This is a genomic window from Pseudomonas antarctica, assembly GCF_900624995.1.
Lineage (GTDB): Bacteria > Pseudomonadota > Gammaproteobacteria > Pseudomonadales > Pseudomonadaceae > Aquipseudomonas > Aquipseudomonas antarctica.
Window position 1 is genome coordinate 19,924 of the sequence record NZ_UYXQ01000001.1, and the last position, 12,908, is coordinate 32,831.

A 12,908-nucleotide genomic window follows, 5' to 3' on the forward strand; every position below is an offset into this window, starting at 1 on the left:
AATGGGCTGGGGTTAATTTATGCAGGTTTCAGGCAGTAATGTTCGATCAGTTCCCGCAATAGACGCACTGTAGGCGTCAAGCGTGACATTTCGAGGTACTCGCCCGGCTGGTGAGCGCAGGCGATATCACCAGGGCCGAGCACCAAGGTTTCACAACCAAGGCGCTGAAGATAAGGCGCTTCGGTGCCGAACGCTACTGCTTCGGCACGATGACCGGTCAATCGTTCCGCGACCCGCACCAGCTCTGCGTCTTCGGCCTGCTCGAACGGTGGCACTTCGGGGAACAGCGGCGCGTAGTCGATCTTGACTTTATGGCGCTCAGCCAAGGGTTCGAGCTTCTGCCGGATGGCGTCGCGCAGCACCTGCGGGTCCATCCCCGGCAATGGCCGCAGGTCGAATTCCAGAGAGCATTGGCCGCAAATGCGATTGGGGTTGTCGCCGCCATGGATGCAGCCGAAGTTCAGGGTCGGTTGCGGCACGCTGAATTGCGGGTTGCGGTACTCGCGCTGCCAGGCCAGGCGCAGGCCGCGCAGTTCACCGATGGCGTCGTGCATGGCTTCAAGGGCGCTGTGGCCCAGGCTTGGGTCCGACGAATGGCCGCTTTGGCCAAGGATGTCGATGCGTTCCATCATCACGCCTTTGTGCAGGCGGATCGGCTTGAGGCCCGTCGGCTCACCGATCACTGCCGCGCGACCCAACGGGCGCCCGGCCTCGGCCAGCGCACGGGCACCAGACATGGAGCTTTCTTCGTCACAGGTGGCGAGAATCAGCAGCGGTTGCTTAAACGGCTGATCCAGCAGTGGCAATACCGCTTCAATCGCCAGTGCGAAAAAACCCTTCATGTCGCAGCTGCCCAAGCCTACCCAGCGACCGTCGACTTCCGTCAGCTTGAGCGGGTCGGTCTTCCACAGCGCAGCGTCATAAGGAACGGTATCGCTATGCCCAGCCAACACCAGCCCGCCGGGGCCGCTGCCGAAGCTGGCCAGCAGGTTGAACTTGCCGGGGCTGACTTGCTGGATGTCAATGGCGAAACCCAGGTCGCCCAGCCAACCGGCGAGCAGATCGATCACCGGGCGGTTGGTCTGATCGAGAGACGCTTGGGTGCAACTGACCGACGGTGCGCCAATCAACGCGGCGAACTGCTCTTTCATAGACGGTAATGGCATGCGCGGCCTCTCAACTTCCCGGATGAGCCCCACTATAGAACCATCTGCACGACACAATAAACCGTTGCGGCGCGTTGCCGGGCTCAGTCCTGTACACTGCACGACCTTGGCAGCCACTCTTTTTCCCGGCTGCGCTCCCGATCCTGGATTTTCCGGCCATGCAGAAAGAAACCGAAATCAAGCTCCGCGTCAGCCGCGAAACACTCGCCGCGCTGCGTGAGCACCCGTTACTGAAAAAACGCAACAAAAGTGGCTGGGAACGCCGTGAGTTGATGAACCAGTATTTCGACACCCCCGAACGCGACCTGGCCCAGGCCAAAGTTGCCCTGCGTTTGCGCAAAGACGGTGACGAAATCATCCAGACCCTCAAGACCCGCGGCCAAAGCGTCGCCGGCTTGTCAGAGCGTAACGAGTACAACTGGGACCTGCCCAAAGCCAAGCTCGACGTGAAGAAACTCGACGGCGAATGCTGGCCCGAGCAACTGGCCGAGCTGGATAAAAAGACCCTCAAGCCGATCTTCACCACCGACTTCGTACGTGAACGCGCCGAAATCGCCTGGGGCCGTGGCAAGGCCAAGGTGGTGATCGAAGCCGCTCTGGACCTGGGCCAGGTTGTGGTCGGCAAGCAGAAAGAAGAAATCTGCGAGCTGGAACTGGAACTGCGCGAAGGTGAACCGGCCGCCCTGCTCGAGCTGGCAGCCGAACTCGCCGCGACCCTGGCCCTGATGCCGTGCGACATCAGCAAGGCCGAGCGCGGCTACCGTCTGTACGACGCCAGCAGCTACTCGCTGAGCCTGCCGGCCCCACAGATCCAGGCCGAAATGCCGTTGGATGATGCGTTCGCCGCGATCATGTGGCACCTGCTCGGCAGCAGCCAGCGCCTGGCTGAGCAGTATCGCTTCAATGGCCACTGGCGCCTGCTGCAGGACTGGGTCGAAAACCTCGGCGAACTGCGCGCGCTGATCGGCAGCCTCGGCCAGGCCGCGCCGCGCCAATCCACCAGCGAACTGCGCAGCGCACTGGATGCGTTGCTGGAAGACTGGCGCCCACTGGTGCACGCCGGTGATGACGACGAAGACATCCGCAAAGCCGCACCGGAACAGTTTGTTGAAGAACTGCAAGACGTGCGCTGGGGCTTGTTCTCGTTGAACACCTCGCGCTGGTTGCTGGCCCGCACCTGGACTGCCGACCGCAACGTGCGTGGCAACCGCCAGGGCGCCGCGCAGATCACCAACTGGCTGCCACGCCTGTTGGCTGACGACGCCGTTGCCCTGCAACTGTCGCGTTACCAGCAGCAACCGGAAGACTTGGCCGAGCAACTGCCGCGCATCGAACGCATCCAGGCTTGGCTGCACCATGCACGTCAGGTGGTGGATATTCCTGAACTGGACCGTTTGTACGGCGAGCTGAACAAGCTGGCGCAACTGGCTAACCAGCCGATTACCGATGAATCGCTGGATGCGCGTATGCATCAGGCGATTGCGGTGTACCAGAACCGTGCCTGGAAGACCCTGCTGCGCCTGTAATACCGCGCAACTCGATCAAACGTGGGAGCGGCGGTGCGACGATTCGACTTGCTCGCTCCCACAGGTTCAACGCTAAACCGGCAGGCTGGTGGTGGACTTGATCTCAGATAAGGCCACGATCGAATTGACCTCCTGAATCCCCGGCACCATCGACAGCTTCTCGAAGAAAAACCGCTCGTACGCCTCAATGTCCGAGGTGACGATGCGCAGCAGAAAATCCACCGCCCCCATCAGCACGTAACACTCCAACACTTCCAAAACCCACGAATCGCTTCGGTGAACTCTGTGAAGTTGGATCGACCGTGGGCGTTGAGTTTGATCTCGGCAAAAATCTGCGTGTTGAGGCCGATCTTTTTGCGGTCCAGTAGAGTCACCTGCCCGCGAATCACGCCTTCTTCCTTGAGCCGTTGAATACGCCGCCAGCACGGCGACTGCGACAGGCCCACCTGCTCGGCGATCTGCGCACTGGACAGTGAAGCGTCCTCTTGCAACAGGGCCAGGATGCGGCGGTCGTAGGCGTCCAACTCATTGTGCATAGAAATACCTGTTATGACGCTTATGTCGAATTGTTTTATTCAATAAATCGCAAATATGCTCCATCTTAGATAAGAAATCTCCGGTAGCGAATGTAAAAATTTCTTCAGTCAAATCTGGAGAGTCAGCATGCACGCCGTCGAAACCACACCGCCCTCTGCCCGCGTCGATGCGTGGGCTGTCAACAGCGCCCATTGCCAGGCGCATTATCAGATCGTCGCCGAGGCCGAACCGGATGTGCTGTGCCGGGTGCTCAACTACTTCGCATTGCAATTCCTGACGCCGTACCAGGTCAATGTGAACCGGGAAGACGACCTGCTGAGCATTGACATCGTGATGGACGGTTTGAGCTGGCATCGCGCCCAGGTGATCGGTGAAAAGATTAGAAACCTGATCAGCGTGTGCTCACTGCAAGTGTGGCGGGCCGACTCCTTGTGGCCTCAGGCGGTGACGGCAACCAGTCTGTAAAAGCCTGCAATACACACTGGGAGGTGGATGTTCAGAGACTGGCTAGCCTGGAATTACGCCCGACACTGCCCAGGAAATGTCCATGCCCGCTGCCTTGCACGATCACCGATTGGAACTGCATCAATTGCTGCCCGCGTTGGTCGAGCAAAAGCTGATTACGGCGGATGTGGCGCATAGGTTATCGACCACGCCTTCCTCACTGCACCCTCTTGAATGCATCGCAAGTGAAGGGCTTTGCCTGGAAACACTGTCCCAATGGCTGGCGCGGCATGTCGGGCAGCCTTATTTGCGCATAGACCCCCTCAAGATCGACGTGGCGACGGTAGTGCCCTTGATGTCCCACGCTTTCGCGCAGCGCCACGCGATCCTTGCGGTGGCCGTGGATGCGCAAACCGTCACCGTCGCCAGCGCCCAGCCCCATGTCAGCGGATGGGAAGCTGGGCTGGCGCAGGTGCTAAAACGCTCGATCAAGCGTGTGGTCGCCAACCCTAAGGACATTCAGCGCTGCATTGGGGAATTCTACCGGTTGGCCCAGTCCGTCAGCGGTGCTGATCAAAAGGTGGCGTTGGCCGGCAATTTCGAACTGCTCAACCTCGGTGCAAGCGAGCAGGAGCCAGATGCCAATGACGCGCATATCGTCAATATCGTCGACTGGCTGTTGCAGTACGCCTTCGGCCAACGCGCCAGCGATATCCATATCGAACCTTGTCGCGACCAGGGCCGGGTGCGTTTTCGCATCGACGGGCTGTTGCACGACGTGTATCAATTTCCGCCTCAGGTCACGATGGCGGTGGTCAGCCGCCTGAAAAGCCTGGGCCGGATGAATGTCGCGCAGAAGCGCAAACCCCAGGACGGCCGGGTCAAGACCAAAAGCCCGGAGGGCGTCGAGGTGGAACTGCGCCTTTCAACCCTGCCGACCGCGTTTGGCGAAAAACTGGTGATGCGTATTTTCGACCCACAGGTGCTGATCAAGGCTTTTGACCAACTGGGTTTATCCGTCGAAGACCAACAACGTTGGCACGCCATGACCCGTCAGGCCAACGGCATCATCCTGGTTACCGGGCCTACTGGCTCTGGCAAGACCAGTACCCTCTACACCACGCTCAAGCAACTGGCGACCCGCGAGGTCAACCTGTGCACGGTGGAAGACCCGATCGAAATGATTGAGCCCACCTTCAACCAGATGCAAGTGCAACACAACATCGACCTGACCTTCGCCAGTGGTATCCGCGCGCTGCTGCGCCAAGACCCGGACATCATCATGATCGGTGAGATTCGCGACCAGGAAACTGCAGAGATGGCGATCCAGGCCGCACTGACCGGGCATCTGGTGCTATCGACCCTCCACACCAACGATGCTCCCAGCGCCGTCAGTCGTTTGCAGGAACTGGGTATTGCTCATTATTTGATCAAGGCTACGCTAATAGGCGTGATGGCACAGCGTTTGGTAAGGCTTTTGTGCCCCCACTGTAAACGCGCGGTGAATACGCAGGAACCTGTCCACGAAGCTACCGGCTGCGGGGAGTGTCGTGACAGCGGTTATAAAGGCCGAGCCGGGCTCTACGAAATCATGGTGATGGACGAGACGCTCAAGGCGCTGATCACCCCCGGCGTCGATGTGCAGGCTCTACGCCGGGCATCACTCGGGCAAGGCATGCGTAGCCTGCGAATGGCCGGTATCGACAAAATGAACGCCGGCCTGACAACCCTGGCAGAAGTTTTGCGGGTAACGCCTGGGGATTCAGAAACAAATGATTGGGTTGTTGCGCCTTGAAACCGTCCTTATCCGTGATCAGACCGTTACACTCGGTCGCACATCGTTTCACTGACATCATCAGATAGGGAATCGCAATGCAGATCGGAACCGTACTGCTTTTATTCGTGGGTTTGGCCGTGGCCATCCTGTTCATGGGTTTTAAAGTGGTGCCTCAGGGCTACCAATGGACAGTCGAGCGTTTCGGCCGCTACACCAACACCCTCAAACCCGGCCTCAATATCATCATCCCGGTCATGGACCGCATCGGTCGCAAGATCAACGTGATGGAAAGCGTGCTGGATATCCCGCCCCAGGAAGTCATCACTTCCGACAACGCCACCGTGCAGATCGACGCCGTGTGTTTCTTCCAGGTGGTCAACACCGCCCAGGCCGCCTATGAGGTCAACAACCTCGAGCATGCCATCCGCAACCTGCTGCAAACCAATATTCGTACCGTGCTCGGCTCGATGGAGCTGGATGCGATGCTGAGCCAGCGTGACGGTATCAACGAAAAACTGCTGCGCACTGTGGACGAAGCCACAGCACCGTGGGGCATCAAGATTACCCGGATCGAGATCAAGGACATCAGCCCGCCTGCCGACCTGATGGCCGCCATGTCCGGCCAGATGAAAGCCGAACGGATTAAGCGTGCGCAGATTCTGGAAGCCGAAGGCCTGCGGGCATCAGCGATCCTGACCGCCGAAGGCAAGAAGCAGGCGCAGATCCTCGAAGCCGAAGGTGGGCGTCAAGCTGCGTTCCTGGAGTCTGAAGCCCGTGAGCGCCAGGCGGAAGCAGAGGCGCGAGCGACACAGGTCGTTTCCGAAGCAATCGCAACCGGTAACGTGCAGGCCATCAACTACTTCGTCGCGCAAAAATACATCGACGCCTTGGGCAAACTGGCTTCGGCCAACAACAGCAAAGTCATCTTGATGCCGCTGGAAGCCAGCCAAGTGATTGGCGCCGTCGGTGGTATCGGCGAAATCGTCAAGGCAACCTTCGACAATAAGAAAGGCTGAGGCCATTGTGATGTGGGATTTCCTGCAGCATCTGTCGTTCTGGGATTGGTTGGCACTGGGGACGGTGCTGCTGATTCTTGAAGTATTCGGCGCCGGTGGCTACCTGCTGTGGATGGGGATCGCCGCCGCCGCTGTGGGCGTGATCAAGTTCCTGATCCCGCCGCTCGGGCTGGAATGGCAACTGCTGCTATTCGCTGTGTTATCGATCCTCACAGCAGTGTACTGGTGGAAACGCCAGCGTAGCAGCGCCAAGGTCAGCGACCAGCCGGGGCTGAACATGCGTGGCTCGGAATTGATAGGACGCACTTTTATGGTGCACCAGGCGATCGTCGATGGTCGGGGCAAGATAAAGGTCGGCGATAGCGTGTGGATGGCGACCGGGCCGGACAGTGCAGTAGGTGCTCATGTACGTGTCATCGGTCAGGATGGCGTGATTTTACAGGTCGAAACTGTTTAGTCAGTGATGGAACTCGGTTGGGTTATCTACAATCAAACTGTTCAGATAACCTACCCGGAGTCACCCCCATGCGTCTCAAATATGCTGTCGCGACCCTCGCTGTGCTTTCCCTACCTGTCGGCTCAGCCATGGCCGACAGCTTCTGGCGCAATGTCATCTCGTCCGGCGCCACCACCGGCTCGACGTACTTGACCTTCAAGGACCACAAACTGGTAGTCGCCGCCCAAGATGACGCTGGTAGCTTTGTTGCCAGCGACGGCGGCATCCGTGGCCCATACCTGGAAGCTGCCATGCAGAAAGTCCGCGCCGACAACCCCGGCCTCAAAGCCACCGATATGGAATTGGCCAACGCTATCCTCGCGAAAAATGCTGTGACCGAGTAACGGCGACCTGTAAAAAAATGCCGCTCTTTTGGAGCGGCATTTTTTTGCGCTGATTTTTCCTACCTCGACGGCACAAGCATGGGTGCCTGAACAGGATAAGTCCTGTCGACCACTTCACGAGGGCAGCAACAAGCTATCGATTCCTTTCCCACCCGCGAATCGACCACCATGCAAAAACTGTCTTCCCTTCTACTCCTCGCCGCGATCAGCACACCGTATGCCCAGGCAGAAGGGTGGTATGGCTCGTCAAAGCTCAACAGCACCCGTCAGAATCTCTCCAGCGCCTTGCTGACCAGCCCACGCGTCACGCATCAGATAGATGCACCCGACAGCAACAAAGCATTCACCGGCTCATTCGCAGCAGGGTATGCCTTTGCCGAGGGCTGGCGCCTGGAGGGCGAATACACTACACGCAACAGCTCGACGTTCGACGCCTATTGGGCGCCCTTCAATGCCAACGTCAACCGTCTTGAAGTCGATAGCCAGCGCTTGATGCTCAACGGCTATAAAAACATCCCGCTTAACGACTGGCTGTCGTTTTACGGCATGGCGGGCGTGGGTGTGGCGCAAATTGATACCGAGGGTTATCAGGGCAACCCTAACCGTCAGTTCGCCAGCAACCGCCAATACAATTTCGCCTATAGCGTAGGCTTGGGCCTGGACGCCAAGGTCAGCGAAAAACTGACCCTGGGCACCGGCTGGCGTTACGTGGACATGGGGCCGGTTGAAACTGGCTACAACACCTTCGTCAACCGGGCAAATGCCAAGGATGAGCAGCTCAAGGGCAAGCTCAAAGAACAGAATGTGTTTTTTGAAGCCCGCCTATCCTTCTGACATGCCATTAAAAATGCCGCTGACGACGCGGCATTTTTTATGCGCGACATGACGATTCATTCACGCGCGACAGGCTATATTCAGTCGAGCCGTGCAACCATGCCGGTACTGATACGCCCCTTACTCATCGCCTATCTGAAACGGATGCCTTCGTCGTTATGAGCCAACAGCCCTTTCTGCCATTTTCCAAACCTACCATTGATGAAGCCACCATCTCGGCGGTCGGCGATGTACTGCGCTCGGGATGGATCACCAGCGGGCCTAAAGTGCAGGCATTCGAAGCGCAACTGTCGGAATACTTTGGCGGCCGGCCGGTGCGCACATTCAACTCCGGCACCTGCACGATGGAGATTGCCTTACGCATCGCCGGTATTGGCCCTGGGGATGAAGTCATCACCACGCCGATTTCCTGGGTCGCCACGGCCAACGTGATTCTGGAAGTGGGCGCGACGCCGGTATTTGCCGATATCGACCCGGTGACTCGCAATATCGACCTGGCCCAGGTAGAAGCGGCAATCACGCCGCGCACCAAGGCGATCATCCCGGTGTACCTCGCGGGCCTGCCGCTGGACATGCCAATGCTTTATGCGTTGGCCAACAAGTACAACCTGCGCATTGTCGAAGACGCCGCACAGGCCCTGGGCTCCAGCTGGGACGGCGAGCGTATCGGCGCCACCGGCGACTTCGTGTCGTTCAGCTTCCAGGCGAACAAGAACATCACGTCTTCCGAGGGTGGTTGCCTGGTGTTGAACAACGCCGAAGAGGCCCGCCTGGCCGAAAAGTATCGTCTGCAGGGCGTTACCCGTAGCGGTTTCGACGGCCTGGACGTGGACGTGTTGGGCGGCAAGTTCAACATGACTGACATTGCTGCAGCTATCGGCCTGGGGCAGTTCGCGCATATCGAGAAGATCACGGCGCATCGCCAGAACCTGGCGCGCCATTACTTCAAGTGCTTCGGCAGTGACTTTGAAAAGCAATACGGCGCGCAATTACCGCCTGCGGATTTCGAAAACAGCAACTGGCACCTGTTCCAGTTGGTATTGCCGGAGCGTAAGGATGGTCTGCCCGCCCGCGCAACCTTCATGGAGCAAATGCAAGCGCATGGCGTCGGCATTGGCTATCACTACCCGCCAATCCACTTGCTGAGCCTGTATCGGGCACAGGGTTTCAAGGAAGGCATGTTCCCGGTAGCAGAGCGTGTTGGGCGTTTGATCGTGTCGTTGCCGATGTTCACGGCGATGACAGAGGCGGATGTGGAGAGGTCAGTGGCTGCGGTTAAAGCGGTATTGAAAGCCGGTTAACGCCATGTGGGAGCTGGCTTGCCTGCGATGCAGATACCTCGGTGAGCCTGTCACACCGAGGTGACGCTATCGCAGACCGACCAGCCCCCAATATTGATTTGTGCTGTTACAGCTGCTTGTGTTTACTCGCCGATGGCAGCCTTGTAGGCCGCGGCATCCAACAGTTTTTCCAGGTCAGCCGGGCTGCTTGGCTTGAGCTTGAAGATCCAAGCGCCGTACGGGTCGGAGTTCAGCAGCTCAGGGCTACCACTCAGTTCCTCGTTGACCGCAATCACTTCGCCAGCAACCGGGGCGTAGATATCCGAAGCCGCTTTCACCGACTCAACCACACCAGCCTGGCCTTCAGCCTCAAACTTGGCGCCAACTTCAGCCAGCTCAACAAACACCACATCACCCAAAGCTTCCTGAGCATGGTCGGAGATACCGACGGTCACGGTGCCGTCAGCTTCCAGACGGGCCCATTCGTGACTTTCGGCAAAACGCAGGTCGGCAGGGATATTGCTCATAGTCTGTGTCCTCAAGAAGAAATGTCAGCGGCCTCAGGCCTGCCGGAAATAGTTAGATCAAGGTTTTGCCATGGCGCACGAAGGTCGGTTTGACCACTCGAACCGGGTACCACTTGCCGCGGATTTCCACTTCGGCCCGATCGGCGGTAGCCGTCGGTACACGCGCCAGGGCAATGGATTTGCTCAGCGTAGGAGAGAAACTACCACTGGTGATCTCCCCTTCGCCAACATTGGCGATACGAACCACTTGGTGAGCGCGTAAAACGCCACGCTCTTCCAGCACCAGCCCGACCAGTTTGAACTGCACACCGGCTGCCTTCTCTGCCTCAAGGGCACTGCGGCCGATGAACTGGCGCTCAGCCGGTTCCCAGGCGATGCTCCAGGCCATATTGGCCGCCAAGGGCGAAACGTCCTGGTGAATATCCTGGCCATACAGGTTCATGCCGGCTTCCAGGCGCAGGGTATCGCGGGCGCCAAGGCCGATGGGTGAAATACCGGCCCCTACCAGATCGTTGAAAAAGCCCGGAGCCTGATCGGCGGGTAGGACAATTTCCAGGCCATCTTCACCGGTGTAACCCGTGCGGGCGATAAACCAGTCGCCCTCGGCCTGGCCTTCAAAGGGCTTGAGCTGGTGGATAAGCGTGCCGCGAGACTGCGTGACCAGCTCGGCGATTTTCTGCCGGGCGTGCGGGCCTTGAATGGCGAGCATGGCCAATTCTGGCCGCTCATGCAGTTGAACCGAGTAGTCGCCCAGCTGCGCTTGCATCCAGGCCATATCCTGATCACGCGTAGCGGCGTTGACCACCAGCCGGTAACCGGTCTCGGTGCGGTACACGATCATGTCGTCCACCACGCCGCCCTGCTCATTGAGCATGGCGCTGTAAAGCGCACGGCCGCAGCCATGCAAACGATCAACATCATTGGCCAGCAAGTGCTGGAGCCATTCCTTGGCCTGAAGGCCTGTGACATCGATCACGGTCATATGAGATACGTCAAACACCCCGCAGTCGCGTCGCACCTGATGGTGTTCTTCAACTTGCGAGCCGTAGTGCAAAGGCATATCCCAACCGCCAAAATCGACCATTTTCGCGCCGAGGGCGAGATGCAGGTCATACAGAGGCGTACGCTGTCCCATGGGTTTCTCCTTCCGGGCTTGGCGAAGATGCGCAGAGCTGCCGTTTGCGCTGAAAACCCGATTTATAAGGCCTGCAGCGACATACAGCGACTCGCTCCGAAAGACGGAGCGCACCGAATGCCGCGCATTGTAGCCGTAAGCCGTAGGACTGACACCTAACCGATTTGCCGGGCGGAGCGCCGGATCAGGCCGATCACCGGCAACAGGCCCACCAACACCAGTGTCAGCGCCGGCAGCGACGCCCGCGCCCATTCCCCTTCACTGGTCATTTCAAAGATCCGCACCGCCAGGGTGTCCCAGCCAAACGGGCGCATCAGCAGGGTCGCGGGCATTTCCTTGAGCACATCGACGAACACCAGCAGCGCCGCGCTCAACGTGCCCGGCAGCAACAGCGGCAGATACACTTTGCAAAACAGTCGCGGCCCACTCACCCCAAGGCTGCGTGCAGCTTCGGGTAGCGCTGGACGGATTCGCGCGAGGCAGTTTTCCAACGGCCCGTAGGCCACTGCAAGGAAGCGCACCAGATAGGCCAGCACCAGCGCCGACAGGCTGCCGAGCAACAACGGCTTGCCCGCACCGCCGAGCCAACCCGACAACGGCACCACCAACTCACCGTCCAGGTAACTGAACGCCAGCATGATCGACACCGCCAACACCGAGCCCGGCAAAGCATAGCCGACATTAGCCAGGCTGATGCCAGAGCGAATCGCCCGGGTCGGCGCCAGACGGTTGGCAAACGCCAATATCAACGCCACGCTGACCGTGATCAGGGCCGCGATGCCGCCCAGGTAGAGGGTGTGGATGATCAACCCGGTATAACGCTCATCCAGATCGAACCGCCCGCGCTGCCAGAACCAGGCGACCAGTTGCAGCATCGGGATGACAAAGGCGCACGCGAACACCAAGCCACACCAGGCACTGGCCGCTGCGGCCTTGAACCCGCGCAGGTGGTACAACGCCTTGCCCCGTGGCCGTTCATTACTCGGGCGGCTGGCACCGCGCGCACGCCGTTCGCCGTAAAGCACCAGCATCACCACCAGCAGCAACAGGCTGGCCAGTTGGGCGGCGCTGGACAGGCTGAAAAAACCATACCAGGTCTTGTAGATGGCCGTGGTGAAGGTGTCGAAATTGAATACCGAGACGGCACCGAAATCCGCCAGGGTTTCCATCAGCGCCAAGGCTACGCCAGCACCAATCGCCGGCCGTGCCATGGGCAGCGCCACACGCCAGAACGACTGCCATGGCGATTGGCCAAGCACGCGTGCCGCCTCCATCAAGCCTTTGCCCTGAGCCAGGAACGCAGTGCGCGCCAGCAGATAGACGTAGGGATAGAACACCAGCACCAACACGATGATTACGCCGCTGGTGGAACGCACGCGCGGCAGGCGCAAGCCATTGCCGAACCCTTCACGCAGCAGGGTTTGCACCGGACCCGCAAAATCCAACAGCCCGACAAACACAAAGGCCAGCACGTAGGCCGGAATCGCGAAAGGCAGCATCAACGCCCAGTCGAGCCAGCGCCGTCCAGGGAACTCGCAGAGACTGGTCAACCAGGCCAGGCTCACGCCCAACAGCGTTACACCGACACCGACGCCCAACACCAGGGTCAGGGTGTTGCCCAGCAGGCGCGTCATCTGGGTCTCCCACAGATGGGACCAGATCTGTTGATCGATGCTTTGCCAGGACAGCAACAGCACGCTCAGCGGCAGCAGCACCAGGGCGGCGACGGTGAAAACCGGCAGGTACCAGCGGCGTTGGGCGGGGTGGGCCAAGGAATAACTCTCAGGGTGTCAGTTGTCTTGAAAGCACCACCAACCAATGTGGGA

At 59.2% G+C, this 12,908-nt stretch carries 12 protein-coding genes and 1 pseudogene; 8 read left to right on the forward strand and 5 right to left on the reverse strand.

Translation table 11 applies throughout. The features are described from left to right. Nucleotides 1-17: 17 nt before the first annotated feature. Entirely contained in the window at nt 18-1,166 is a 1,149-nt protein-coding gene (argE, locus tag E0F99_RS00100; protein ID WP_083356214.1) for an acetylornithine deacetylase, read from the reverse strand. Nucleotides 1,167-1,324: 158 nt separating this feature from the next. Here argE and E0F99_RS00105 point away from each other — a divergent pair, with 158 nt between their 5' ends. Continuing rightward, nucleotides 1,325-2,692 (forward strand): CYTH domain-containing protein, encoded by a 1,368-nt coding sequence (locus E0F99_RS00105; protein WP_083356213.1) that lies wholly within the window; start codon nt 1,325-1,327, stop codon nt 2,690-2,692. A gap of 72 nt (nt 2,693-2,764) precedes the next feature. On the opposite strand, the pseudogene E0F99_RS00110 reads toward E0F99_RS00105, so the two are convergent. Beyond that, a pseudogene (locus E0F99_RS00110) lies at nt 2,765-3,228 on the reverse strand (Lrp/AsnC family transcriptional regulator). A 127-nt stretch (nt 3,229-3,355) separates the two neighbouring features. Between E0F99_RS00110 and E0F99_RS00115 the strand changes: the two are divergent. From E0F99_RS00115 to E0F99_RS00145, 7 genes are all read left to right on the forward strand, one after another. Beyond that, a complete protein-coding gene (locus E0F99_RS00115; RefSeq protein ID WP_083356212.1) occupies nt 3,356-3,694 on the forward strand; it encodes a hypothetical protein in 339 nt (112 codons plus the stop codon). 82 nt (nt 3,695-3,776) lie between these two features. Further along, nucleotides 3,777-5,468: a GspE/PulE family protein gene (locus E0F99_RS00120; protein WP_083356211.1), complete on the forward strand. Its 1,692-nt coding sequence runs from the start codon at nt 3,777-3,779 to the stop codon at nt 5,466-5,468. Between the two features lie 77 nt (nt 5,469-5,545). Then, the gene (locus tag E0F99_RS00125; protein WP_083356210.1) at nt 5,546-6,466 is read left to right on the forward strand and encodes an SPFH domain-containing protein; all 921 of its coding nucleotides are present in this window, start codon (nt 5,546-5,548) and stop codon (nt 6,464-6,466) included. A 10-nt stretch (nt 6,467-6,476) separates the two neighbouring features. After that, on the forward strand, nt 6,477-6,923 hold the full coding sequence (locus tag E0F99_RS00130) for an NfeD family protein (RefSeq protein ID WP_083356209.1): 447 nt from the start codon (nt 6,477-6,479) through the stop codon (nt 6,921-6,923). Nucleotides 6,924-6,991: 68 nt separating this feature from the next. After that, a complete protein-coding gene (locus E0F99_RS00135) occupies nt 6,992-7,306 on the forward strand; it encodes a DUF2388 domain-containing protein (protein WP_043046966.1) in 315 nt (104 codons plus the stop codon). Between the two features lie 168 nt (nt 7,307-7,474). Beyond that, a complete protein-coding gene (locus tag E0F99_RS00140) occupies nt 7,475-8,140 on the forward strand; it encodes an outer membrane protein (RefSeq protein ID WP_083356208.1) in 666 nt (221 codons plus the stop codon). A gap of 158 nt (nt 8,141-8,298) precedes the next feature. Next, nucleotides 8,299-9,441: a DegT/DnrJ/EryC1/StrS family aminotransferase gene (locus tag E0F99_RS00145; protein ID WP_083356207.1), complete on the forward strand. Its 1,143-nt coding sequence runs from the start codon at nt 8,299-8,301 to the stop codon at nt 9,439-9,441. A gap of 122 nt (nt 9,442-9,563) precedes the next feature. Here the strand turns inward: E0F99_RS00145 and gcvH are convergent, their stop codons facing one another. The 3 genes from gcvH to E0F99_RS00160 form a co-directional block, all read right to left on the reverse strand. Further along, on the reverse strand, nt 9,564-9,947 hold the full coding sequence (gcvH, locus tag E0F99_RS00150) for a glycine cleavage system protein GcvH (RefSeq protein ID WP_083356206.1): 384 nt from the start codon (nt 9,945-9,947) through the stop codon (nt 9,564-9,566). A 52-nt stretch (nt 9,948-9,999) separates the two neighbouring features. Next, nucleotides 10,000-11,082 carry a glycine cleavage system aminomethyltransferase GcvT gene (gcvT, locus tag E0F99_RS00155; protein WP_083356205.1) on the reverse strand — a complete coding sequence of 361 codons (1,083 nt, stop codon included), beginning with the start codon at nt 11,080-11,082 and terminating at the stop codon, nt 10,000-10,002. 155 nt (nt 11,083-11,237) lie between these two features. Beyond that, a complete protein-coding gene (locus E0F99_RS00160) occupies nt 11,238-12,854 on the reverse strand; it encodes an ABC transporter permease (RefSeq protein ID WP_083356204.1) in 1,617 nt (538 codons plus the stop codon). Between the last annotated feature and the right edge of the window lie 54 nt (nt 12,855-12,908).

Bases quoted from the DNA above. Each gene is read 5' to 3' on its own strand.
- E0F99_RS00135 (WP_043046966.1), top strand. From the start codon at position 6,992: ATGCGTCTCAAATATGCTGTCGCGACCCTCGCTGTGCTTTCCCTACCT.
- E0F99_RS00120 (WP_083356211.1), top strand. From the start codon at position 3,777: ATGCCCGCTGCCTTGCACGATCACCGATTGGAACTGCATCAATTGCTG.
- E0F99_RS00125 (WP_083356210.1), top strand. From the start codon at position 5,546: ATGCAGATCGGAACCGTACTGCTTTTATTCGTGGGTTTGGCCGTGGCC.
- gcvH (WP_083356206.1), bottom strand. From the start codon at position 9,947: ATGAGCAATATCCCTGCCGACCTGCGTTTTGCCGAAAGTCACGAATGG.
- gcvT (WP_083356205.1), bottom strand. From the start codon at position 11,082: ATGGGACAGCGTACGCCTCTGTATGACCTGCATCTCGCCCTCGGCGCG.
- E0F99_RS00140 (WP_083356208.1), top strand. From the start codon at position 7,475: ATGCAAAAACTGTCTTCCCTTCTACTCCTCGCCGCGATCAGCACACCG.
- argE (WP_083356214.1), bottom strand. From the start codon at position 1,166: ATGCCATTACCGTCTATGAAAGAGCAGTTCGCCGCGTTGATTGGCGCA.
- E0F99_RS00115 (WP_083356212.1), top strand. From the start codon at position 3,356: ATGCACGCCGTCGAAACCACACCGCCCTCTGCCCGCGTCGATGCGTGG.
- E0F99_RS00105 (WP_083356213.1), top strand. From the start codon at position 1,325: ATGCAGAAAGAAACCGAAATCAAGCTCCGCGTCAGCCGCGAAACACTC.
- E0F99_RS00130 (WP_083356209.1), top strand. From the start codon at position 6,477: ATGTGGGATTTCCTGCAGCATCTGTCGTTCTGGGATTGGTTGGCACTG.
- E0F99_RS00145 (WP_083356207.1), top strand. From the start codon at position 8,299: ATGAGCCAACAGCCCTTTCTGCCATTTTCCAAACCTACCATTGATGAA.